This window comes from Arthrobacter sp. AFG20, from assembly GCF_002892795.1.
GTDB lineage: Bacteria > Actinomycetota > Actinomycetes > Actinomycetales > Micrococcaceae > Arthrobacter.
This window is the reverse complement of sequence record NZ_PJMC01000023.1, coordinates 41,025-64,768: the sequence shown is the minus strand read 5'-3', so window position 1 is coordinate 64,768 and position 23,744 is coordinate 41,025. Positions and strand designations below refer to the sequence as shown.

Annotated in this window: 19 protein-coding genes and 1 pseudogene; 3 read left to right on the top strand and 17 right to left on the bottom strand. The window is 66.5% G+C overall.

The annotated features are described in order from the left end of the window. Window positions 1-37: 37 nt before the first annotated feature. Together CXZ05_RS20510 and pgl are read left to right on the top strand one after the other, a co-directional pair. A pseudogene (locus CXZ05_RS20510) lies at window positions 38-646 on the top strand (glucose-6-phosphate dehydrogenase assembly protein OpcA); the annotation flags it as partial. Next, window positions 636-1,454: a 6-phosphogluconolactonase gene (pgl, locus tag CXZ05_RS20505; protein ID WP_102974300.1), complete on the top strand. Its 819-nt coding sequence runs from the start codon at window positions 636-638 to the stop codon at window positions 1,452-1,454. The pseudogene CXZ05_RS20510 and the gene pgl, both read left to right, overlap by 11 nt. Here the strand turns inward: pgl and CXZ05_RS20500 are convergent. From CXZ05_RS20500 to CXZ05_RS20420, 17 genes are all read right to left on the bottom strand, one after another. After that, a complete protein-coding gene (locus CXZ05_RS20500; RefSeq protein ID WP_102974299.1) occupies window positions 1,425-1,802 on the bottom strand; it encodes an RNA polymerase-binding protein RbpA in 378 nt (125 codons plus the stop codon). The genes pgl and CXZ05_RS20500 overlap by 30 nt on opposite strands. A 152-nt stretch (window positions 1,803-1,954) precedes the next feature. Continuing rightward, window positions 1,955-2,212 (bottom strand): preprotein translocase subunit SecG, encoded by a 258-nt coding sequence (secG, locus tag CXZ05_RS20495; protein WP_003805565.1) that lies wholly within the window; start codon window positions 2,210-2,212, stop codon window positions 1,955-1,957. Between the two features lie 49 nt (window positions 2,213-2,261). Further along, window positions 2,262-3,077: a triose-phosphate isomerase gene (gene tpiA / locus CXZ05_RS20490; RefSeq protein WP_102974298.1), complete on the bottom strand. Its 816-nt coding sequence runs from the start codon at window positions 3,075-3,077 to the stop codon at window positions 2,262-2,264. Between the two features lie 96 nt (window positions 3,078-3,173). Continuing rightward, window positions 3,174-4,400: a phosphoglycerate kinase gene (gene pgk / locus CXZ05_RS20485; protein ID WP_102974297.1), complete on the bottom strand. Its 1,227-nt coding sequence runs from the start codon at window positions 4,398-4,400 to the stop codon at window positions 3,174-3,176. 10 nt (window positions 4,401-4,410) lie between these two features. Then, a complete protein-coding gene (gene gap, locus CXZ05_RS20480) occupies window positions 4,411-5,421 on the bottom strand; it encodes a type I glyceraldehyde-3-phosphate dehydrogenase (RefSeq protein WP_102974296.1) in 1,011 nt (336 codons plus the stop codon). A gap of 262 nt (window positions 5,422-5,683) precedes the next feature. After that, entirely contained in the window at window positions 5,684-6,307 is a 624-nt protein-coding gene (locus CXZ05_RS20475; RefSeq protein ID WP_102974295.1) for a superoxide dismutase, read from the bottom strand. A gap of 133 nt (window positions 6,308-6,440) precedes the next feature. Next, the gene (whiA, locus tag CXZ05_RS20470) at window positions 6,441-7,421 is read right to left on the bottom strand and encodes a DNA-binding protein WhiA (RefSeq protein WP_102974294.1); all 981 of its coding nucleotides are present in this window, start codon (window positions 7,419-7,421) and stop codon (window positions 6,441-6,443) included. 10 nt (window positions 7,422-7,431) lie between these two features. Beyond that, window positions 7,432-8,445: a uridine diphosphate-N-acetylglucosamine-binding protein YvcK gene (yvcK, locus tag CXZ05_RS20465; protein ID WP_102974293.1), complete on the bottom strand. Its 1,014-nt coding sequence runs from the start codon at window positions 8,443-8,445 to the stop codon at window positions 7,432-7,434. Further along, the gene (gene rapZ, locus CXZ05_RS20460; protein WP_102974308.1) at window positions 8,445-9,368 is read right to left on the bottom strand and encodes an RNase adapter RapZ; all 924 of its coding nucleotides are present in this window, start codon (window positions 9,366-9,368) and stop codon (window positions 8,445-8,447) included. The genes yvcK and rapZ overlap by 1 nt, the downstream gene beginning before the upstream one ends. A 113-nt stretch (window positions 9,369-9,481) precedes the next feature. Next, the gene (gene uvrC, locus CXZ05_RS20455) at window positions 9,482-11,539 is read right to left on the bottom strand and encodes an excinuclease ABC subunit UvrC (RefSeq protein ID WP_102974292.1); all 2,058 of its coding nucleotides are present in this window, start codon (window positions 11,537-11,539) and stop codon (window positions 9,482-9,484) included. Window positions 11,540-11,592: 53 nt separating this feature from the next. Next, complete coding sequence (locus CXZ05_RS20450; protein WP_102974291.1) at window positions 11,593-12,261, bottom strand: 1-acyl-sn-glycerol-3-phosphate acyltransferase; 669 nt, start codon at window positions 12,259-12,261, stop codon at window positions 11,593-11,595. Further along, the gene (locus CXZ05_RS20445) at window positions 12,248-12,964 is read right to left on the bottom strand and encodes an HAD hydrolase-like protein (RefSeq protein WP_102974290.1); all 717 of its coding nucleotides are present in this window, start codon (window positions 12,962-12,964) and stop codon (window positions 12,248-12,250) included. The genes CXZ05_RS20450 and CXZ05_RS20445 overlap by 14 nt, the downstream gene beginning before the upstream one ends. A gap of 229 nt (window positions 12,965-13,193) precedes the next feature. After that, window positions 13,194-16,118 carry an excinuclease ABC subunit UvrA gene (uvrA, locus tag CXZ05_RS20440; RefSeq protein WP_102974289.1) on the bottom strand — a complete coding sequence of 975 codons (2,925 nt, stop codon included), beginning with the start codon at window positions 16,116-16,118 and terminating at the stop codon, window positions 13,194-13,196. A gap of 59 nt (window positions 16,119-16,177) precedes the next feature. Beyond that, window positions 16,178-16,555, bottom strand: a complete 378-nt coding sequence (locus CXZ05_RS20435) for a GntR family transcriptional regulator (protein WP_102974288.1) — start codon at window positions 16,553-16,555, stop codon at window positions 16,178-16,180. Then, window positions 16,552-18,411 (bottom strand): ABC transporter ATP-binding protein, encoded by a 1,860-nt coding sequence (locus CXZ05_RS20430; RefSeq protein ID WP_102974287.1) that lies wholly within the window; start codon window positions 18,409-18,411, stop codon window positions 16,552-16,554. The genes CXZ05_RS20435 and CXZ05_RS20430 overlap by 4 nt, the downstream gene beginning before the upstream one ends. 13 nt (window positions 18,412-18,424) lie before the next feature. Continuing rightward, a complete protein-coding gene (locus CXZ05_RS20425; RefSeq protein WP_258006664.1) occupies window positions 18,425-20,155 on the bottom strand; it encodes an ABC transporter ATP-binding protein in 1,731 nt (576 codons plus the stop codon). A 138-nt stretch (window positions 20,156-20,293) separates the two neighbouring features. After that, window positions 20,294-21,067, bottom strand: a complete 774-nt coding sequence (locus tag CXZ05_RS20420) for a trans-aconitate 2-methyltransferase (protein WP_102974286.1) — start codon at window positions 21,065-21,067, stop codon at window positions 20,294-20,296. A 117-nt stretch (window positions 21,068-21,184) separates the two neighbouring features. Between CXZ05_RS20420 and CXZ05_RS20415 the strand changes: the two genes are divergently transcribed. Beyond that, window positions 21,185-23,731 carry an RNA helicase gene (locus tag CXZ05_RS20415; protein WP_102974285.1) on the top strand — a complete coding sequence of 849 codons (2,547 nt, stop codon included), beginning with the start codon at window positions 21,185-21,187 and terminating at the stop codon, window positions 23,729-23,731. The last annotated feature ends 13 nt before the right edge of the window (window positions 23,732-23,744 follow it).

Below are 23,744 nucleotides of genomic sequence, written 5' to 3'. Positions count from 1 at the left end.
CCGCTCCTTTCTCGGCGGATGGCAGCCGGTTGGATAGCTGCTGCCCGACGCCCCGATCGTGGCCTGGTGGCCGCACGGGGCACCGAAGAACGCGTCCGAAACCTCGATCGGACGGATCGCGCACCGCCGGATCACCGACTCCGCGAACGAGGCCGAACCCCAGGTCGCGCTGGAAAACATCCGGAACACCTACAAGGCCGGCGACACCGACCTCGCCTGGACCCGGCTGACGAACTGGCGCATCCAGCTCGCCGCCGTCCTGGACCAGGCCGACACCTCACCCGTCACCGCCGTCGCGGTCGAAGGCGCCTCGGACTCACCGTCCACCATCCTGCTCGCAGCCTGGCTGACCCTGTCCCTGGACGCCCCCGTCACCATCGTCGCGGACCCCGCAGGAACCGGCATCCGCCGGGTCCGGCTCACCCGCACCAGCGGCGACGTCCAACTCTTCCGCCCCGGCCTCTCCATCGCCGAACTCACCCAACCCGGCCAACCCGCACAACGCATCTCCCTCCCACGACGCAGCCTCCGCGACTGCCTCGCAGAAGAACTCCGCCGCCTCGACCCCGACGAGGTCTTCGGCGAAGTGATTACTATTGGACTGCCACGTACCAATCTAAGGAGTGTCCGTCCCAGTGAGCGCTGAGCCCAGAGTAAGCATCCATCCTGACTCTTCCGTACTCATGGCCGCCATTGCGGCCCGACTGATCACCAAGCTCGTGGATGTGCAGGACCGATTCGGTGAAGCAACGGTGGTGCTTACCGGCGGCACGGTGGGCATCGGAACGCTGAAGGCAGTAGCCGGCTCCCCTGCCGCTCCCGCCGTGGACTGGGCCAAAGTGAACTTCTGGTGGGGCGACGAACGCTTCGTCGGCTCCCAGGACCCGGACCGCAACGCGCTCCAGGCCCAGGAAGCACTCCTGAAGCACATCAACGCTGATCCCGAGCGCGTCCACGTGCCCGGCTCGACGGATGACTTTGAAACGCCGGAACAGGCTGCAGAGGACTACGCACAACGCCTCAGCGATGCGGCAGCGGCCGAGCATGCCGCGGATGCTTCGGACAACCGTCCCGAGGAGCCCGGCCGGCTTCCCCGGTTCGACGTCGTCCTGCTGGGCGTGGGCCCGGACGCGCACGTTGCGTCCCTGTTCCCGGAGCAGGGCGGCATCCGCGAGAAGCAACTGACTGTGGTGGGGGTCCGCAACTCCCCCAAGCCGCCGCCCGAGCGCATCTCCCTGACCCTGCCAGCCATCAACACCTCCGCGGAGGTGTGGATGGTGGTCGCAGGCGAGGACAAGGCCGGTGCGGTGGGCCTGGCCCTGGCCGGAGCCAATCCCGTGCAGGTGCCGGCGGCCGGGCCGGCAGGCCGGTCCCGGACGCTGTGGCTGATTGACGAAAACGCAGCCTCACGCGTGCCCGAGCAGCTAGTCAGGAAGGCGCCGGCTGGCTCTTAGCCGGCGCAACGCTCCAGCCAGGACGTCTTCGGCGTCCTGGCTGGAGCGTCTTTCTTTAACGTAATCCAGATGACTTTTGAAGCCTTCGTCAGGGGCTTCGCCGGGCAGCCCGGCACCGGGGTTGCGCGACGATGGCCGGCCGCACTGCCGGCAGTCCCACACGTCCGGAATCTGGTCGTCCGGCAACTTAAGAAAAACAGGCCGCGTCTCATGTCCCATGGCGCACCAATAGGGGACACAAATACGCGGCAGGGGCTCCCCGAGAGGATCATCCCCTTGGTTCTTCAATCCGGCTCCTTGAATGACACCCACGCGGGTGCCGCGGAATCCTGAAGAGGAATGCACCATGGGAACTCCCTCGCTACTAATGGCGGCGCTGCCGTTAGATCCGATAGCCACAGTTTAGTCCGGAGTTTCCCCTGGTGGCAGGAAAAGCCCGGCCCAATCAGGAACGAATCCTGATTGGGCCGGGCTTTTCGTGCCATACGGCTCTGACAGCGTTAGGAGTCAGCCACACCTGTGAAGCGCATCAGGAGGCCGAGGGCGATGATGACGACTCCCCAGGTGACTCCGAGGATGATGGTGAACCTGTTGAGGTTGCGCTCAGCTACACCGGACGAGGACAATCCCGAGCTCATTCCGCCGCCGAACATGTCCGACAGGCCGCCGCCGCGTCCCTTGTGGAGCAGGATGAGCAGGGTCAGCAGAAGGCTGGTAATGCCCAGCAGGATCTGCAGAATCACATGAAGAACGTCCACGACGGCCTTTCCAAAGTTGGTGGATGCGGGAGCCTGCCAGATGAACGGACTAGCCCGTTACGAGGTGGCTCTCGAACTTCACAATATTAGCAAACTCAGCGGGATCAAGGCTGGCACCGCCCACCAGCACGCCGTCGACGTCGCGTTCCTTGAGGATCGCGGCGGCGTTGCTGGCCTTGACCGAACCGCCGTACAGCAGGCGGACCTTGCCGGCCACGTCGGCGTCGAACAGTTCGGTGAGTTCGGCGCGGATCGCGGCACACATCTCCTGGGCGTCCTCCGGGCCTGCAACCTCGCCGGTGCCGATGGCCCAGACGGGCTCATAGGCGACGACGAGCTCGGCCGCCTGCTCGGCGGTGAGGCCTTCGACGTCGGCGCGGAGCTGGTCCAGGGTGTGCTGGACGTGGGTGCCGGCCTGGCGGATCTCAAGGCCTTCCCCGACGCAGAGGACGGGGATGAGGTTGTGGCGGTAGGCCGCCTTGACCTTGGCATTCAGGACTTCGTCCGACTCAGCGTGGATGGTCCGGCGTTCGCTGTGGCCAACGAGGACGTACTTGCAGCCGAGCTTGTTCAGGAACTGGCCAGAGATGTCGCCGGTGTACGCACCCGAGTCGAACTGGGACAGGTCCTGGCCGCCGTAGGCGATGTCGAGTTCGTCGCCCTGGACGAGGGTCTGCACGCCGCGGAGGTCGGTGAAAGGCGGGAAGACAGCGGCTTCCACGCGGCTGTAGTCGTGCTTGGCGTCGGACAGTGTCCAGGCCAGCTTCTGCAGGAGGGTGATGCCCTGGACGTGGTCCATGTTCATCTTCCAGTTGCCTGCGATCAAAGGCGTGCGGTCAAAGGTGCCGTTGGTTGACGTAGTCACGGGTTCTCCAAAAGTGCCGGTCAAATGTGCTGATCATGTGAACAGCCGGCAGGGCGCCTTCGCGGTGCGGAAGGTGCCCTGCCGGCTGGTATGTCTTTAGCGGTCGAGAACGCTCAGGCCGGGAAGTTCCTTGCCTTCAAGGTATTCCAGGCTGGCGCCGCCGCCGGTGGAAATGTGTCCGAACTGGTCATCGGCGAAGCCGAGGGTGCGGACCGCAGCCGCGGAGTCGCCGCCGCCGACCACCGTGAACGCGTCCGTCTCCGTCAGCGCCTGGGCGATGGCCCGGGTGCCGGCGGAGAAAGCCTCGAACTCGAAGACGCCCATGGGGCCGTTCCAGAACACCGTCTTAGCGCCCTTGATCTGCTCGGCGAACGCCCGGGCAGACTCCGGCCCGATGTCCAGGCCGATGCCCTGCGGGCCGAAGCTGCTGCCTTCGATGGCGTCGGCGCTGACCGTTTCGTGGTCGGCGTCGGCGGCGAACTTGGCTGCCACCACGACGTCCGTGGGGATCACGAATTTCGTGCCGGCGTCGGCTGCGCGCTTGAGGTAGTCCTGGACGACCGGGATCTGGTCCTCTTCCAGCAGGCTGCCGGCCACTTTGTGGCCCTCGGCTGCCAGGAACGTGAACAGCATGCCGCCGCCCACCAGGATGGTGTCAGCCTTGCCCAGCAGGTTGTCGATGACCGCGAGCTTGTCCGAAACCTTCGAACCGCCGAGGACCACAACGTAGGGACGCTGGGTGTCTGCGGTCAGCTTGCGGAGGACTTCCACCTCGGTGCCCACAAGGTCGCCGAGGTACGACGGCAGCCGGGTGGCGACGTCGTAAACGCTGGCGTGCTTGCGGTGGACGGCGCCAAAGGCGTCGTTCACAAAAGCACCGTTGTCACCGGTCAGTCCCACCAGTTCGTCGGCGAACGCGCCACGCTCGGCCTCGTCCTTGCTGGTCTCGCGTGCGTCGAACCGCACGTTCTCCAGCACCAGCACCTGGCCGTCCTGCAGCGCAGCCGCCTTCTCCTTGGCCGAGGGTCCCACCGTGTCCTCCGCGAGGGAGACAGGAAAGGAGGCCAGCTCGGCCAGGCGGGCAACCGCCGGCTTGAGCGAGTACTTGTCTTCAGGGGCGCCCTTGGGGCGGCCGAGGTGGGCTGTTACCAGCACGCGGGCACCGGCGTCCGTGAGCTTTCCCAGCACTGGCAGTGAGGCCCGGATGCGGCCGTCGTCAGTCACTGTAGAGCCGTCGAGCGGCACATTCAGGTCACTTCGAACCAGAATGTACCGCCCGCGGACACCTTCAGCGATCAGTTCGTTGAGGGTGTGAGATGTCATGTAGCTAACCCTAGCCCAGCTTTGCTGCGACAAGCTCCGTGAGGTCAACGAGGCGGTTCGAGTAGCCCCATTCGTTGTCATACCACGAAACAACCTTGACCTGGTTACCGATGACCTTGGTCAAACCGGAGTCGAAGATGGACGAGGCGGGGTCGCCGACGATGTCCGAGGAGACGATCGGGGCGTCGGTGTAGGTCAGGATGCCCTGCCACTCATCGGACTCTGCAGCCTTCTTGAGCGCAGCATTGACTTCCTCGACGGTGGTCTCGCGGGAGACCGTGACGGTGAGGTCGGTTGCGGAGCCGGTGGGGACCGGTACGCGGATGGCGTAGCCGTCCAACTTGCCCTTGAGCTCCGGCAGGACCAGGCCGATGGCCTTGGCGGCACCGGTGGAGGTGGGGACCATGTTGATGGCGGCGGCGCGCGCACGGCGGAGGTCGTTGTGCGGGCCGTCCTGCAGGTTCTGGTCTGCGGTGTAGGCGTGGACGGTGGTCATCAGGCCACGCTCGATGCCGAAGGTGTCGTTGACAACCTTGGCCAGCGGGCCGAGGCAGTTGGTGGTGCAGGAAGCGTTGGAGATGATGTGGTGGTTCTCGGGGTCGTACAGGCCGTCGTTGACGCCCATCACGATCGTGATGTCCTCGTCCGAGGCGGGAGCGGAGATCAGGACCTTCTTGGCGCCGGCCTCGATGTGCTTCTTGGCGGCAGCTGCCTTGGTGAAGAAACCGGTGGACTCGATGACGATGTCGACGCCGAGGTCCTTCCAGGGGAGGTTGGCGGGGTCGCGCTCGGCCAGGACCTTGATGGCGTTGCCGTTGACGACGAGGTTGCCTTCCTTGACCTCGATGGTTTCGGCCAGGCGTCCGCCGACGGAATCGTACTTGAGCAGGTGGGCCAGTGCCTCGGGGCTGGTGAGGTCGTTGACGGCAACGATCTCAAGGTCCGCACCCTGAGCAAGTGCAGCGCGGAAGTAGTTACGGCCGATGCGGCCGAAGCCGTTGATACCAATACGGGTGGTCACTTTTTGTCTCCTTTGTGCCTTGGAAGCACAACTAGTTAAGCGGGCGTTCAAGCCAACTAACAGATCCCGCACGCCATTGGGCAGAGATATTTTTCAGATCGGAGGGCGACCAGCCTCATTGCTGAAGGCTAACCGCCTTCCGTGATCCATCTTACGTTTAAGTAGGTCCGCCCCCGCAAGTGCGGGGGCGGACCGTCCGGATTTCGGCCCTAAAGTGGCCAAATGTGAAGTTTGTTACTGCTTTGTGTACGCAGGATCACACTTAGAGGGTAATAAGACCTGTTGCGTTGGCGCGTGCCGCGGCGAAGCGGGCGGACACGTCGGCCCAGTTGACGATGTTCCAGAACGCCTTGACGTAGTCAGCCTTGACGTTGACGTAGTCCAGGTAGAAGGCGTGCTCCCACATGTCCAGCATCAGCAGCGGGGTGGTGCCCAGCGCGACGTTGCCCTGCTGGTCGTAGAGCTGCTCGATGACGAGGTTGCCACCGATGGGCTCGTAGGCCAGGAAGCCCCAGCCGGAACCCTGCAGGCCGAGGGCAGCTGCGGAGAACTGGGCGCGGAAGGCATCGAACGAACCGAAGGCGTCGTCGATGGCGGCGGCGAGCTCACCTTCAGGCTTGTCGCCTCCGTCCGGGGAGAGGTTGTTCCAGAACACGGAGTGGTTGACGTGGCCGCCGGTGTGGAAGGCCAGGTCCTTGGAAAGGCGGTTGATGTTGGCGAAGTCGCCCTTGTCGCGTGCCTCGGCCAGCTGGGCCAGCGCGTTGTTGGCGCCCGTCACGTACGCGGCGTGGTGCTTGCTGTGGTGCAGCTCCATGATCCGTGCAGAGATGTGGGGCTCGAGCGCTGCGTAGTCGTAGCTGAGTTCGGGCAGAACGTACTCGGTCACAAAATCCTCCAATGTCGTGGACAGTTTGTCCGGTTGTGCTAACTCTCGGATTGTGCATCCCGGATGACGGGTCATCCGGAAAACTCCGATGGCGGCAACAGCCGCCACCTGGTCTTGATTCTATGGGCGCCGTTTACTCGTCCAGCATTTCCGGCGTCACATTGGCATCCGTGCCGGGGATGCCAAGATCCGTGGCACGTTTGTCCGCCATGGCCAGCAGCCGGCGGATGCGCCCGGCGATGGCGTCCTTCGTCATGGGCGGATCGGCAAGCCGGCCAAGTTCGTCAAGGCTCGCCTGCTTGTGGGCCACCCGGAGTTCACCGGCGTACTTAAGGTGGTCGGGGACGTCGTCGCCGAGGATCTCCAGGGCCCGGTCCACCCGGGCGCCGGCCGCCACGGCGGCCTGTGCGGAGCGGCGGAGGTTGGCGTCGTCAAAGTTGGCGAGCCGGTTCGCGGTGGCCCGCACTTCCTTGCGCATGCGCCGCTCTTCCCAGACCATGAGTGCGTCGTGGGCGCCCATCCGGGTGAGCAGCGCGGCGATGGTGTCGCCGTCGCGGATCACCACGCGGTCCACTCCCCTGACTTCCCGGGCCTTGGCCTGGATCCCCAGCCGCCGGGCCGCGCCGACCAGCGCGAGGGCGGATTCCGGACCGGGGCAGGTAACTTCCATGGACGAGGACCGGCCGGGTTCCGTGAGCGAGCCGTGCGCCAGGAAGGCGCCGCGCCACACCGCTTCGGCGTCGGCGGCTGAGCCGTTGACGACGACGGACGGCAGCCCGCGCACGGGGCGTCCCCGGCCGTCAAGGAGGCCGGTCTGCCGGGCCAGCGCCTCGCCGTCGCGGACGACGCGGACCACGTACCGGCTGCCGCGGCGCAGGCCGCTGCCGGAGACGACAATGATTTCGCTCTGGTGCCCGTAGACCTCGGCGATTGCGGCGCGCAGGCGCCGGGCGGTGGAGGCCAGATCCACCTCGGCCTCGATGACGATCCGGCCCGAGATGATGTGCAGTCCCCCGGCGAAGCGGAGCATGGCCGAGACCTCAGCCTTGCGGACTGATGATTTCTTGATGTCCAGGCGGGAGAGTTCTTCCTTGACTGATGCTGTCAGTGCCATGGCACCTTTCCTAACTATTCCCGAAAATATCCTGGTAGGCCGTAGCCAGCCGCAAGGGGTCGTGGACCGGTCGCCGGCCCGAAGCCCCTACTCTACCCAAGACAACGTCGGCGCCGATCATCCCTGCTGCCCGTTCGAACTCGGCCAGGTCCGAAACGGAGGCCGGGTCCGCGAGCACCACGTCCGCGCTGAACTCGGGCGCGTAGTCGCGCAGGACGTGAAGGTGGTCGGCGGCGGACATGCCTGAGGTTTCCTTGGTGTCCATGGCGAGGTTCATGGTGAGGCAGCGCTTGGCCGGCGTATCGCAGAGTGCCTGCCGCATTTCCGGCAGCAGGAGGTGCGGCAGCACGGAGGTGTACCAGGAGCCGGGGCCCAGGACCACCCAGTCGGCAAGCTCGACGGCGGTCAGGGCCTCAACGCAGGCGGGCGCCTGTTCGGGAAGCAACCGGACGCTTTCCAGGGATCCCGCAACGGCGCAGCGGGCCTGGCCCGTGATGGTGGTGACCGTGCTGCTGCCGTCCGGGGCGGTCACGCGGACATCGCCCTCGATGGTAAGCGGAACGGTGGACATGGGCAGGACCTGTCCGCGGGCGCCGAGCAGTGCACCGGCCCATTTCAGGCCGGCCACCGCATCCCCCAGCAGTTCCCAGAGCGTAACGATCAGCAGGTTTCCCATGGCGTGTTCGTCCAGGGAGGCGCCGCCGCGGGCGGACCGGAACCGGTGCTGCATGACGTCGCGCCAGGTGCGGCCCCAGTCCGTGTCATCGCAGAGGGCGGAAAGGGCCATCCGGAGATCACCGGGCGGAAGGACACCGTACTCCTCGCGAAGACGGCCGGAGGACCCGCCGTCGTCCGCCACAGTGACCACCGCCGTCAGTTCGGAAGTAAGCAGCCGCAGTGCCGAGAGGGAGGCCGAAAGGCCGTGGCCGCCGCCGAGCGCGACGACGGTGGGCCCTTTGGCCTGTTGGGAACCGGTTAGGCCGGCCGGCGGAATCAGGGGCAGCGGACCGGTAAGAACGCCCATTACTCGCGGCCCAGGTCCCGGTGCGCAGTGGTCACGGTCACCCGCGGATATTGCGCAAGTCGCTTGGAGAGCTCCATGGCGACCGCCACGGAGCGGTGCTTTCCGCCCGTGCATCCGACGGCGATGGTGGCGTAGTGCTTGTTCTCCCGGCGGTAGCCCTCCAGGACAGGTTCCAGCGCGAGGACGTAGCGCTCCACGAAGTTCGGCACACCCTCGGCCCCGAGGACGTACTCGCTGACGTCCTGGTCCAGGCCGGTGTGAGGCCGGAGCGCCGGCACCCAGTGCGGGTTCGGGATGAACCTGACGTCAGCCACGTAGTTGGCGTCCACGGGAAGGCCGTATTTGAAGCCGAAGCTCATGATGTTCAGACGGATCGCGATGGGACCGGTTTCGGTGAACAGTTCGGTGATCGCGGTGGCGAGCCCGTGCACGTTCAGCGACGAGGTGTCCAGGACGAGGTCCGAGGAGTCGCGCAGCTCCTTGAGGAGCTCACGTTCGGCGGCGATGCCGTCCAGGATCCTGCCGCCGCCCTGCAGCGGGTGCGGGCGCCGGCCCTGTTCGAAGCGGCGGACCAGGACGTCGTCGCTGGCGTCGAGGAACAGCACCCGGAAGGTGACGCCGCTGACTTCGAGGGCCCTGAGCGCGGCGCGGATGTCGGCGAACAGCGCCTTGCTGCGCACGTCCATCACCACGGCAAGTTTGGGGATGGACTGCGGGGCGTGGGACACGAGTTCAGCCAGCGTCCCCAGCATCTGCGGCGGCAGGTTCTCGACGACGTACCAGCCGTGGTCCTCCAGCGCATCGGAGGCGGTGCTGCGGCCTGCCCCGGACATCCCGGTCACGATGAGCAGTTCCGCTTCGGCGGGCTTGACCGGTGTCAGGCCGTCCTCTTCCGTGCTGGACTCCGCCGTCGACTCTGCCATTGATTCCAGCCTCATTCCTGCTGTTGCTTCCCGCGAGCAGTTTCTGCGCGGGCTGCTGTTTGCGGCACACGCCGATTTCCCGTACTTACCCTAACCAAGTTTCGGGGCGCGGGCTAAGTTTCCAGCACTTCCCCGGTGGTCATGTTGATCGCCGGAACGGACTCGTCCGTGTCACCGCCTGCGCCGCCCGGACTGAAGTGGGTGACGATGGCCGCTGCCAGCGCCGGCCCCACGCCCTTGGCCGCGGTCAGTTCCGCCGCCGACGCCGCCTTGATCTTCTTGACGGAGCCAAAGTGGGCGAGCAGGGCCTTCCGCTTGGAATCGCCTAGCCCGGGCACGCCGTCGAGGGCTGAGACGGTCATCGCCTTACCGCGCTTTTGCCGGTGGAAGGAGATGGCGAAGCGGTGGGCCTCGTCGCGGATGCGCTGGAGCATGTAAAGGCCCTGCGAGGAGCGGGGCAGGATGACCGGAAAATCGCTGTCCGGCAGCCAGACCTCCTCGAGGCGCTTGGCGAGCCCGACGACATAGACGTCGTCGACGCCCAACGCTTCAAGTGCCCTTGCCGCCGCATTGACCTGGGGCTTGCCGCCATCCACCACCACGAGGTTGGGCGGGTAGGCGAATTTCGCGCGCGGCGCCGGCGTGGTGGTGTCGGACAGCGCCGCATTCTCAGTTGCGGTGGCTGGCGCCGCCCCGTTGGCACCGATCGCGTTGGCGGCGGTCCCGGCCGCCGGTGTGGCGACCAGCTCGGCGGCCTCAACCTGGGCGGTCTTGTCCACGAGATAGTGCCGGAAACGCCGCGTCAGGACGTCGTGCATCGCAGCGGTGTCGTCCGTGGCCGCGGCGCCGGTGATGGAGAACTTGCGGTAGTCCGACTTCTTGGGCAGCCCGTCTTCCACCACCACCATGGAGGCCACCACGTTGGTGCCCTGGACGTGGGAGACGTCGTAGCATTCGATGCGCAGCAGCGGAACGGGGAGCTCCAGCGCCTCCTGGAGTTCCTGCAGCGCCTGCGACCGGACGGTCAGGTCGCCGGCGCGGCGGGTCTTGTGGAGCCGCAGTGCGTGTTCGGCGTTCTCGCGGACCGTGGACATGAGGGCGGCCTTGTCCCCGCGCTGCGGAACGCGGATGTCCACCTTGGCGCCGCGGAGGCCGCCGAGCCACACTGCCAGGTCCTGCGCATTGCTCGGCTCGACCGGCACCAGCACCTCGCGGGGAAGCCGGCCCTGGATCTCGGCGTCCTCGCCGTAGACCTGCTGCAGGAGGTGTTCGACGAGGTCCGGGGTGGTGAAGTCCTCCACCTTCTCGACCACCCAGCCGCGCTGTCCGCGGACCCGTCCGCCCCGGACGTGGAACACCTGGACGGCCGCTTCGAGCTCGTCCTCGTGCAGGGCGAAAACGTCGGCGTCGGTGTCCTCGGCAAGCACCACGGCGTTCCGCTCGAAGACCTTCCGGAGGGCGGTGATGTCGTCACGCAGCCGGGCGGCGCGTTCGTAGTCAAGGATGGCGACGGCGGCCCCCATCTCCTTTTCGAGCCGGGCGATGAACCGCTTGGCCTCACCTCCCATGAAGGCGCAGAAGTCCTCGGCCAGGGCGCGGTGTTCCTCGGGGGTGACGCGGCCGACGCAGGGGGCCGAGCATTTGTCGATGTAGCCCAGCAGGCAGGGCCGGCCGCTGGCCTGGGCACGCTTCAGCACGCCCGCGCTGCAGCTGCGCACCGGAAACACCCGCAGCAGGGTGTCCATGGTTTCGCGGATGGCGCCGGCCGTGTAGGGCCCGAAGTACCGCGTGCCCTTGCGCCGCTCGCCGCGCATGACCTGCACGCGCGGCAGCTTCTCGCCCATGGTGACGGCGAGGTACGGATACGTCTTGTCGTCCCGGAAAACCACGTTGAACCGCGGCTTGAATTCCTTGATCCAGGTGTATTCCAGCTGGAGGGATTCCAGCTCGCTGCCCACCACCGTCCACTCGACGCTGCTGGCCGCGTACACCATGGCGTGGGTCTTGGGCAGCAGCCCTGCCGGGTTCGCGAAGTACGAATTCAGGCGTGACCGGAGGTTCTTGGCCTTGCCGACGTAGATAACCCGCCCATGGGGATCCCTGAACCTGTAAACGCCCGGATTGGTCGGAATCTCACCCGTCTGGGGCCTATAACTTGATGGATCTGCCACGGTTCCAGTCTACTGAGCCGAAGGGCCGCGGATTGCCGCCCGGAAAGCTGCGCCTACTCGATGACCTTGCTCTGGTTGTAGCTGGTGGAGCGCTCCTGGCCGCTAAGCTCAGCGATGGCGTCCATGATCCGGTCGGTCACCTGGCGCCGGGCGGGGAGGGAATGGTCCGGGCCGGTCTTGTCGAAGTAGATGGGCTCCCCCACCTTCATGATGAAGTGCTGGGGTTTAACTGCGTTGCGGCCAGCGGGCTGCAGCTTCTCGGTGCCGATCAGTCCCACCGGGATTACCGGGGCGCCGGTGGTAAGGGCCAGCCAGCCAACGCCGGTCCGGCCGCGGTACAGGATTCCGTCGCGGGACCGGGTGCCCTCGGGGTAAATGCCGATGCCTCTGCCGTCCTCGAGGATGTCCAGCAGTGTCTTGAGGGCCTGCACGCTCGCGGCCTGTTCCCCGCGTTCGACCGGAATGGAGCCGACTGCCTCGAAAAAGGACTTCATGACGCGGCCCTTGATGCCCTTGGTGGTGAAGTACTCCGCCTTGGCAAAGAACGCGACGGGACGGGGCATGAGCGCCTGGACGATCACGCTGTCCAGAAAGGAGAGGTGGTTGGGTGCCACAATAAACGGCCCGCTCTTGGGCACATTCTCCAGCCCGATGACGGTTGGCCGGCAGCTGCCGGAGATGAGGGTCCGCGTCGTCCAGCGGACGCCGTCAAACAGCTCCATCGTTGCGCACCTCGCTCAGGGCTGCGGCCCGGACGTTCTCCAGCTCCTCGACCTTCGCACGCAGGCCGGCGGTGTCGTGCACCACGGCCACAGCTCCCGCTGTTTCCAGTTCGCCGTCGGGCGCGAAGCCCCAGCTGACGCCGATGCAGTCGAGTCCGTTGGCCAGCGCTCCGGCCACATCCTGCGCACGGTCGCCCACCATCACGGCGTGCTGCGTGCCGAGATCCGTCATGGCAGCGGCGATGATGCCGGTCTTGCCGACCGGACCTGCTGCGGCCGCGGCCTCGTCTGCGGCTGACCCCCTGATGGCGCGGAACCGGCCAGCAATCTTGTGGTGTTGAAGCACCAGCTGGGCAAGGCCTTCGGGCTTTTGCGTCGCCACAGCCACGGGCCGCCCTGCATCCACATAGCCATCCAGCAGGTCGGCGATGCCCGGGTACAGGCGGCTCTGGGAAATGCCGACGTCCAGGTAATGCATCCTGTATGTCCGGATGACAGCCTTGAGCATGGCCGGCGGAACAGCCGCGACGTTCAGCAGCGAGTCGCTCAGCTTGGGACCCACCATCGCGTCCAGAAGGTCGTGGCTGGGGACAGGAAGGCCATGTTCCGTGAGGGCCGCGGCAATTCCGTCTGTTATCCCGCCGGCCGGATCGACAAGAGTGCCGTCCAGGTCGAAGATCACGGGCACTGTTGTTGAAGTCACCGGCTTAGTTTCTCACGATGGCACGCCTGCTCAAACTCGTATGCCCGCCGTGGAATACTTCCGCTCCTAATTGGAGTTTTTGTGCACGTATCGTGACTTCCGGGGCGTTTAGCGCCCATTATCTGGACAAAAACTCCAATGAAACGCGGACGACGGCGGCCCGCCAGTTAATCTGGCGGGCCGCAGTGTCGTCGTGGCAGTCGTATGCCGGTTTGGCGTGGCCTGGCGGCTAGCCGAGGATTTCGGCCAGGAACTTCGCCGTGTGGCTTTCCGAGGACTTGGAGACCTGCTCGGGTGTACCCGAGGCAATGACCCGGCCACCGCCGGAGCCTCCGTCCGGGCCCAGGTCCACGATCCAGTCGGCGCTCTTGATGACGTCGAGGTTGTGCTCGATGGTGATGACGGTGTTGCCCTTCTCCACGAGGCCCTGCAGCACCATCAGCAGCTTCCGGATGTCTTCGAAGTGCAGCCCGGTGGTGGGCTCGTCCAAAACGTAGATGCTGCGCCCGTTGGACCGTTTCTGGAGCTCGGCCGCGAGCTTGACGCGCTGCGCTTCGCCGCCGGACAGCGTGGTGGCGGGCTGGCCGAGCCGGACGTATCCGAGGCCGACGTCCACGAGGGTCTTGAGGTGGCGTGCAATCGGGGAGAAGGCAGCGAAGAATTCGGCTCCCTCCTCGATGGGCATGTTCAGCACGTCGGCAATGGTCTTGCCCTTGTAGTGCACCTCGAGGGTCTCCCGGTTGTACCGCGCACCGTGGCAGACCTCACAGGGAACGTAGACGTCCGGCAGGAAGTTCATTTCGATCTTCAGCGTGCCGTCACCCGAGCAGGCTTCGCACCGGCCGCCCTTGACGTTGAAGGAGAACCGTCCCGGGAGGTAGCCGCGGACCTTGGCCTCCGTGGTCTCGGCGAAGAGCTTCCGGATGTTATCGAAGACGCCCGTGTACGTGGCCGGGTTGGAGCGCGGCGTGCGGCCGATCGGGCTCTGGTCGACGTGCACCACCTTGTCCAGGTGCTCGAGGCCCTGGACAGAGCGGTGCCGCCCGGCCACCTGCTTGGCCCCATTGAGTTTGTTGGCCAGCACCTTGTACAGGATCTCGTTGACCAGGGTGGACTTGCCGGAGCCGCTGACGCCGGTCACTGCGGTGAACAGGCCCAACGGGAAGGCGGCGTCCACGTTGACGAGGTTGTTCTCACGGGCGCCGACGACCTTCAGCTCGCGCTTCTTGTCGTACTTGCGCCGCTTTTTGGGGACGTCGATGCTCTTCCTGCCGGAGAGGTAGTCCCCGGTGAGGGACTTCGTGTTCTCCAGGAGTGCTTTGTAGGACCCGGAGTGGACCACCTGTCCGCCGTGCTCGCCGGCTCCCGGGCCGATGTCCACGATCCAGTCGGCCTCGTGGATGGTGTCCTCGTCGTGTTCGACCACGATGAGGGTGTTGCCCAGGTCCCGGAGCCGGGTCAGGGTTTCGATCAGGCGCCGGTTGTCCCGCTGGTGCAGCCCGATGGACGGCTCGTCCAGGACATACAGCACGCCCACAAGGCCCGAGCCGATCTGGGTGGCCAGCCGGATGCGCTGGGCCTCGCCGCCGGAGAGGGTGCCGGAGGGGCGTTCCAGGTTCAGGTACTCCAGCCCGACGTCCAGCAGGAAGGTGAGGCGGGCCTGGATCTCCTTGAGGACCTGGTGTGCGATCTGCGCCTCACGGCCGGTCAGCACGAGGTTGTCCAGGAATTCCGCGCATTCGCGCATCGGCAGCCGCGCGACGTCGGCGATGGACTTCCCGTTGATGAGAACCGAGAGCGACGCCGGGTTCAGGCGGGCGCCGTTGCACGCGGGGCAGGGGATCTGCCGCATGTACTCCTCGTAGCGGTCCCGGGCGTAGTCGGACTCGGTTTCGGTGTGCTTGCGGTGCACGTACTGCACCACGCCTTCGAAACCCGTGCTGTACTTGCGCTCCCGGCCGAACCGGTTGCGGTACTGCACCACGACCTTGTGGTCCTTGCCGTGCAGGACGGTCTGCCGGATGTCCGTGGGAAGGTCCTGCCACGGCGTGGTCATGGAGAATCCGAGCTCCTTGGCGAGCCCCCCGAGCAGCCGGTTCCAGTACTCTGTGGTCGCGGTGCCCAGGGACCACGGCGCGATCGCCCCGTCCTCCAGTGCAAGCTCCGGGTTCGGAATGATCAGTTCCTCGTCGACTTCCAGCCGGGTGCCGATGCCGCTGCAGGCCGAGCAGGCACCGAACGGGTTGTTGAACGAGAAGGACCTGGGCTCGATCTCATCGATGGCCAGAGGATGCTCATTGGGGCAGGCCAGATTCTCCGAGAAGGCACGCGTGCGGTGGGTGTCGTCAGCGTCAAGGTCGACGAAGTCGGCCAGGACGCGCCCCTCGGCCAGGCCGAGCGCCGTTTCGATGGAGTCAGTCAGCCGCTGCCGGATGCCCTCCTTGACCACGAGCCGGTCCACCACCACCTCGATGGTGTGCTTGAACTGCTTGCCGAGCTTGGGCGGATCGCTCAGCTGGACGAGGTCGCCGTCGACCCGGGCGCGGGAATAGCCCTTCGACGTCAGCTCCTTGAAGAGGTCCACGAATTCGCCCTTGCGGCCTCGCACCACCGGAGCGAGGATCTGGAAACGGGTCCCGTCCTCGAGTTCGAGCAACTGGTCCACGATCTGCTGCGGTGTCTGCTTGATGACGGGTTCACCGCAGACGGGACAGTGCGGACGGCCCACCCGTGCCCACAGGAGGCGCATGTAGTCGTAAATCTCGGTGATGGTGCCCACGGTGGAGCGCGGGTTCTTGCTTGTGGACTTCTGGTCGATCGAGACCGCCGGCGACAGGCCTTCGATGAAGTCGACGTCGGGTTTGTCCACCTGGCCCAGGAACTGCCGGGCGTAGGCCGAGAGCGATTCGACATAGCGGCGCTGGCCCTCGGCGAAGATGGTGTCGAAGGCGAGCGACGATTTTCCGGAGCCGGACAAGCCTGTGAAGACGATCATGGCGTCACGCGGCAGGTCGAGGTCGACGTTGCGGAGGTTGTGCTCACGGGCGCCCTTGACCACAAGCCGGGACAGGTCCGGACGCGCCGGTTGGGCGGGGCTCAGGGGTACGACGGCGGAGGGGGCAACAGCGGTTTCTTCAGCTACGGCTTTAGGCACCCACTAATGCTAGTCGAAAACTTCTTCGAATATAAACGCGGGTGTGCTATGCCACGCCGCTACTCGGCGTCGTAGGCGGCAGCCAGCAGGTGGACGGCTTGGGCGAATGTTGCGCCCTGTGATTTGGCGGCCGCGGCATACTCTGCAGCGGCCTCGGACAAGGCCCCCCAACGTTCGTCGCGGGCGCAGACCACCGTCCCGTTGCGCCCCTTGGTGGCGACGACGCCGGCAGCTTCGAGCTCCTTGTACGCCCGTGCCACTGTATGGGGTGCGACGCCGAGGGTTTCGGCGAGGCTCCGCACCGCCGGCAGCCGCGTGCCGGGTGCCAGCTTCCCCTGGTCCGCCTGCTCGATCACATGCAGCCTCAGCTGCTCGAAGAGTGCCACGGAGCTGCCGGTGTTCGGCTTCCACCGCCCCGGGAAGGTATCGGCGGTCACAGGCCTGACTCCCGGTAGCGCTGCTGGCCGCCGGCGTGCCTTCCGCGCTGCCGGCGGATCGCGCCGAGTTCGGGGTCCACCCCGCGGAACTGGGCCTCATGCAGGTGCCGGTAATGGCCGTCCACGGACAGCAGGCTGCTGTGCGTCCCTTGTTCAACAATGCGTCCGTGATCCATGACCAGAATTAGATCAGCGTCACGCACGGTGGACAACCTGTGCGCAATGATGAAGCTCGTCTTGCCGTGCCGCAGCCGGTTCATTGCGAGCTTAATCTGCATCTCGGTCCGGGTGTCCACGGAACTCGTTGCCTCGTCCAGGATCAGGACGCTCCGGTCGGCGAGCCGGGCCCGGGCGATGGTGATCAGTTGTCGCTGGCCCTGGCTCAGCGAATCGCCGTCGTCTCCCAGGACCGTGGCGTAGCCGGCGGGCAGCGACCGCACGAAGTGGTCCACGTGGCTGGCCTCGGCCGCTGCCAGGATACGGTCATCATCCGCCCCCGGCGAGCCGTATTCGATGTTTTCGCGCACGGTGCCGCTGAACAACCAGACGTCCTGCATGACCACGGCGAAGTTGGACCGCAGCGAGTCCACAGGGACCGCGGCGATGTCCGTGCCGTCAATCGTGATGCGGCCCGAATCCAGTTCATAGAAGCGCATGAGCAGGTTCACCACGGTGGTCTTGCCCGCACCCGTGTGGCCCACGATGGCCACTGTCTGGCCCGGCAGGACGGAGAAGGACAGCCCGCTGACGGCCGGCACCCCCGGGGTGTACGCGAAGGTGACGTCCTCGAAGTCAATCCGGCCGCGCAGGTTTTCCTGGCGGACCGGAACGCCGTCCTCGCGTGGAACCTCAGGCTCGTCGAGCAGGGCGAAGACCCGTTCAGCCGAGGCCGCGCAGGACTGCATGAGCGTGAGCATGCCGCCAATCTGCCCCATCGGCTGGGTGAACAGGCGGCTGAACTGGATGAACGCCTGGATCCCGCCGATGGTCATTGCTCCGGCCGCCACCTGCAGGGCGCCCACCACGGCCACGGCCACGTAGTTGAGGTTGGCGACGAAGACCATGAGCGGCTGCACGGCTCCCGAGACGAACTGGGCGCGCGCGCTGGCGCGGGCCAGCCGGTCGTTGCCATGGCCGAAGATGGCCGACGCCGTGTCCTGCTGCCCGAACGCCTTGATCACCTCGTGGCCGGTGATGAATTCCTCGATGTGGGCGTTCAGCTCACCGGTGGATGACCACTGGGCGGTGAAATAGGCCTGGGACTGGCGGGCCATGAAGACGGTTATCAGCGTGGACAGGGGAACGGACACCAGGGCGATAGCGGCCAGCAGCGGCGAGATCCACAGCATCATGGCCAGCGAGCCGCACAGCATCAGCACGGACATGATGAGCTGCGTGAGCAGCTGGTTTAGTGCCTGGGAGATGTTGTCGACGTCGTTCGTGGCCCGGCTGAGGACATCGCCCCTGGCCTGTTCGTGGAAGTGCGACGACGGCAGGCGGTGCAGCTTGTCCTCGATGGCGGCACGGAGGTTGAAGACGAGCCGCTGCACCGCTTGGGCGGTCAGCACGCCCTGGACCCAGTTGAAGAGGGACGTCCCGACGTACATCAGCGACACCACGCCCAGCAGCGCGGCCAGCCTGCCGGCGTCGAATGTCCCATGCATGAAGCCGTCGACGACGACGTCGGTGGCGTCACCGAGGAGCTTGGGAGCCGCCACGTTGAGGGCGGCGAAGCCGCAGGTTGCCGCGACGGCCAGGGCCATCCTGCCCCTGGACGGGCGCAGCAGGCCCAGCAGGCGTTTGGCTGCCGACAGGAAGCTGCCGGTGGTGCGTCTGGCTGCGTGGGTGCCCTTCATGTCCGCCCGCTGCTCACGGCTGCTCGTCCAGGGCCAGCTGGGATTCGGCGATCTCCCGGTAGGTGGGCGACGATCTCAGCAGTTCGGCGTGGGTCCCCTGGGCAACCAGCCGGCCTTCCTCCAGCACCAGGATGCGGTCCGCGCCCATGATGGTGGGAATGCGTTCGGCCACCATGAGCACCGTGGCTGCTTCCAGCGCGGGCGCCATTGCCTCCCGGACCGCAGCCTCGGTGGCATAGTCCAGGGCGGAAAAACTGTCATCAAAGAGGTAGAGGTCCGCGGCGCGGAGCATGGCGCGGGCGATGCAGAGACGCTGCCGCTGCCCGCCCGAAAGCCCGGCCCCGCCCTGCGCGACGGCTGCGTGGAGGCCGTCCGGGAGCCGGCGGACGAAGCCTTCGGCCTGCGCCAGCTGCAGGGCCTGCCACAGCTCGTCCTCGGTGGCCTCCGGCGCGGCCATCCGCAGATTGCTCGCCACCGTGCCGGAGAAGAGATAGGACTGCTGCGGCACCACTGAGATCCGTTCCCGCAGCCAGCCGACGGGCCGGGTCCGGACGTCGGCTCCCCCCAACCGGACTTCACCGGAGGTGGCGTTCAGGAACCGTGGCAGGAGATTCAGCAGCGTGGTCTTGCCGCTGCCGGTGGCCCCGATGATGGCCGTGGTGGTGCCGGGGACCGCGGTAAAGGAGATATCGGCCAGGACGGGGGACTCCGCCCCGGGGTAGGCGAACCAGACGTGGCTGAACTCCACTCCCCCGCCGCCCGGGGCGGCCGGCTTCGGGGCGGGCAGGCCGAGAGCCGGGGTCACGTCCAGCACATCCTGGATCCGTTCGGCGCAGACGGCCGCGCGCGGTGCAGTGCTGAGTACGTACATGGCCATCATGATGGCCAGCAGGATCTGCAGGATATAGGCGATGAAGGCCGTGAGGGCGCCCACCTCCATGCTGCCGCTGGTGATCAGGTGGCCGCCGAACCAGACCACGGCCACCGAGGAGAGGTTCACAACGATCATGATCATCGGAAGCATGCCGGCGACCAGGAGGGCTGACTGGAGGTTGTTTCGGGTCAGCCGCCGGTTCGCTTCCGCGAACCGGGCCGCCTCATGCTTCTGCCGGACGAAGCCGCGGATGACGTTGACACCGATGATCTGTTCGCGGAGGATCCGGGTGATGCCGTCGATGAGTGCCTGCCCCGACCGGTAGAGAGGGATGAGGCGGCGCACGATCAGGTACATGATGAGCACAAGCAGCGGGACTATGACAATGACGACGGCGGACAGGGCCGCATTTTGCTGGACGGCCAGGATGATTCCGCCGATGCCCATGACCGGCGCCGCTGCGAGCATGGTGAAAACCAGGACCGCGAACGTCTGGATTTGCTGGACGTCGTTGGTGGACCTGGTGACGAGGCTGGCCGTGCCGAACGTCCCGATCTCCTGGGACGACATGGCCTGGACCTGGGAGAACAGCTCGCGCCGCAGGCGGTGGCCGATCTTCATGGCGACGTCGGCGCCGAGGTACCCGGCGCCCAGGGCGGCCGCGGCCTGCAGAGCGGTGAGCACCATCATCCAGCCGCCGAGCCCCAGGATCACCCCGGGCCGGTTAGCGAGGATCCCGTCGTCGATGATGCTCGCGTTCAGCGTCGGCAGCAGCAGGTTTCCCGCGGTCTGCACCACCTGCAGCGCGACGATCGCCCAGACAGCCGTCCGGTGTTCGCCAAGGAGGCGGAGCATCAGGCCGAACAGCACCGCGCCTCCTTCATCGCCTGGGCGTATGGGAGCCTGGCTCGGCCCCCAATAACCGCTTGGCCATTGTAAGCCAGATCACATCGGACCGCGTGGGAGGTTGGGGCTGGTTGCACCGCGAGCCGCCAGCATGCTGCGGCCCTAGAGCTTGCGGGCCACTGCAAAGATCCTGCGGAACGGGTACACCGTGCCGTGCGGCGTTGGCGGATAGGCCTCGGTCAGCCGGGCGCCGTATTCGGCCTCGAACCCGGCGGCTTCGTCCGGCGACAGCGCGGCCAGCACGGGCCGCAGGCCCGCGCCCCGCACCCAGTCCAGCACAGGATTTTCACCGGTGAGCACCTGCTGGTAGGTGGTTTCCCACGCATCTGCGATGCACCCGGCGTCCAGCATGATCTCCAGGTAACGTGCGGGCGTCGCCACCGCCTCATCGTGGCGCAGCACGCCGGCAAGCTTGCCCGCCCACTTCGGAGACTCGGCGACGTCGCGCATGAGGGTATGGGACGCGGAGGTGAAGTTGCCCGGCACCTGCAGGGCGAACCACGCTCCCGGCCGCAGCGCCGCCAGCCAGCCGGCCAGCAGTTCGGGGTGCCCGGGTACCCACTGCAGCGCAGCGTTGCTCACCACCACGTCAGTGTCCTCGGCGGGCAGCCAGGAGGCGATGTCGCCGAGGCTGAACTCCAGCCCCGGGGCGGACTGCCGGTGCTGTTCGGCCGTTGCCAGCATCTCGGCTGAGGAATCCAGGCCCACCACGCGCGCGTCAGGCCAGCGGGCCGCGAGCGTGGCGGTCAGGGTCCCGGGGCCGCAGCCCAGGTCCACCACCTGCCGCGGGGCGTCGGCGAGGACGCGGCCGGTCAGGTCAAAGAACGGACGCTGCCGGTAGTCCCCGAACTGGACATATTTGGCGGGATCCCACACTTGGCCTCCGGTTGTTCGTTGAAGCTTGGTCGTTGAAGTTTTGTCCTGGCAGAGCGAGCCTAGCGCCGGGCCGGCACGAAACCGTTCAGGGACGCGCTGGCACTAAGCTGGAAGGCAATGAAACTCGTTGAACAGCTCCCCGCCCCGTCCGCACGGATCACCACCGGAACCGGCGCGGACCCGGACACGCTGTACGAGCGCTTCGTGGAGTGGACCGAGAGCCGCGGACTGCAGCTCTACCCGGCCCAGGACGAGGCCATCATGGAACTGGCGTCCGGCGCCAACGTGATCCTCGCGACGCCCACCGGATCAGGCAAGTCCCTCGTAGCCATTGCGGCCCATTTCCAGGCGATGGCCCGTGGCGAACGCAGTTACTACACCGCCCCCATCAAGGCCCTGGTGTCGGAAAAGTTTTTTGCCCTCTGCGAGATCTTCGGGGCGGAGAACGTCGGCATGATCACCGGCGACTCCGGGGTGAACCAGGACGCCCCGATCATCTGCTGCACCGCCGAGATCCTGGCCAACACCGCCCTGCGCGAAGGCGCCGCGGCTGATCTGGGCGCCGTCATCATGGATGAGTTCCATTTCTACTCAGATCCGCAGCGCGGCTGGGCGTGGCAGGTTCCGCTGCTGGAACTCCCCCAGGCGCAGTTCCTCCTCATGTCCGCCACACTGGGCGACGTCAGCCGCTTCGAAGCGGGCATGACCGACCTCACTGGACGGCCCACCACTACTGTCAGCTCGGCCGAGCGCCCCATTCCGCTGCACTACTACTACCGCGAGACGCCGGTCCACGAAACTCTCGAAGAGCTGCTGGGCACCAGGGAAGTGCCGGCGTACGTGGTGCATTTCAGCCAGGCGGAGGCCATCGAGCGCGCCCAGACGCTGATGAGCATCAACGTGTGCACGCGCGAGGAGAAGGACAAGATCGCCGAGCTCATCGCGAACTTCCGTTTCGCGGCGGGCTTCGGCAAAACCCTGAACCGGCTGGTCCGGCACGGCATCGGCGTGCACCACGCCGGCATGCTGCCCAAGTACCGCCGGCTCGTGGAGCAGCTGGCCCAGGCCGGCCTGCTTAAGGTCATCTGCGGCACGGACACACTGGGCGTGGGAATCAACGTTCCCATCCGCACCGTCGTGCTCACCGCACTGAGCAAGTACGACGGCGTACGCACCCGCCTGCTCAACTCACGTGAGTTCCACCAGATTGCCGGAAGGGCCGGCCGGGCCGGCTACGATACGGCCGGCACCGTGGTGGTGCAGGCCCCCGAGCACGTGGTGGAGAATGTCAAGGCGATGGCCAAAGCCACCGCGAAGTTCGGCGACGACCAACGGAAGCTGCGCCAGGTGGTGAAGAAGAAGCCGCCGGAGGGGTTCGTGTCCTGGGGCCAGCCCACCTACAACCGCCTGGTGGACTCCGTTCCGGACCCGCTGACCTCCAGTTTCACCGTGACCCATGCGATGCTCATGAACCTCATGGAGCGTCCGGGCGACCCGTTCGCCGCGGCGCGCCGGCTCCTCACGGAGAACCACGAAGGCCGCCCTTCCCAGCTTCGGCTCATGAAGAAGGCCCTGGGGATCTACCGGGAGCTGCTGGCGGCCGAGGTTGTGGAGCGCATCCCGGCCGCGGAGCAGGGAACGGACGGGCGGACGGTGCGCCTCACCGTCCACCTGCAGCCGAATTTTGCCCTGAACCAGCCGCTGTCCCCGTTTGCGCTGGCCGCGCTGGACCTGATGGATCCCGAGTCGCCGTCCTACGCCGTCGACGTGGTTTCCGTGATTGAAGCCACGCTGGAGAAGCCGCGGCAGATCCTGTCGGCGCAGCAGAAGAAGGCACGTGGCGAGGCCGTGGCAGCCATGAAGGCGGACGGCATCGAGTACGAGCAGCGGATGGCCATGCTCGACGAGGTCACCTATCCCCAGCCGCTGGCGGAAATCCTGGGCGAGGCCTTCGAGGTGTACCGCAAGGCGGCGCCCTGGGTGGGCGACTTTGAGCTGGCCCCCAAGTCGATCATCAGGGACATGTACGAGCGTGCGATGAACTTCGGGGAGTTCGTGCAGTTCTACGGCCTTGCCCGCTCCGAAGGCATCGTGCTGCGGTACCTGGCGGACGGTTTCAAGGCACTCCGGCAGACCGTTCCGCAGGATGCGCTGCGGGAGGACCTCGAGGACCTGATCGCCTGGCTCGGTGAGTTGGTGCGGCAGGTGGACTCCAGCCTGCTGGACGAGTGGGAGGAACTGGCCTCCGGTGCCGCCCCGACGCCGCACGACGCGCCGCCGCCCCCGCCGCCGTCGCTGACGTCCAACATCCGGGCCTTCCGGGTCATGGTCCGGAACGAAATGTTCCGGCGCGTGGAACTCTTTGCGGACGAGGACGCCGCTGCCCTGGGCGAGCTGGACGGCGACGCCGGCTGGGACGCCGACCGCTGGGAAGACGTGCTGGACGACTACTTCGACGAGCATGACGACATCGGCACCGGTCCCGACGCACGCGGTCCCGGGCTGCTCATCATTACCGAGGAACCCGGTGTCTGGAAGGTCCGGCAGATCTTCGATGACCCGGCGGGCAACCATGACTGGGGGATCTCCGCAGAAGTGGATCTGGCCGCGTCGGACGAGACCGGCACTGCGGTGGTCCGGGTGACCGGCGCGAACCGGCTCTGACAGCCGGACCGCG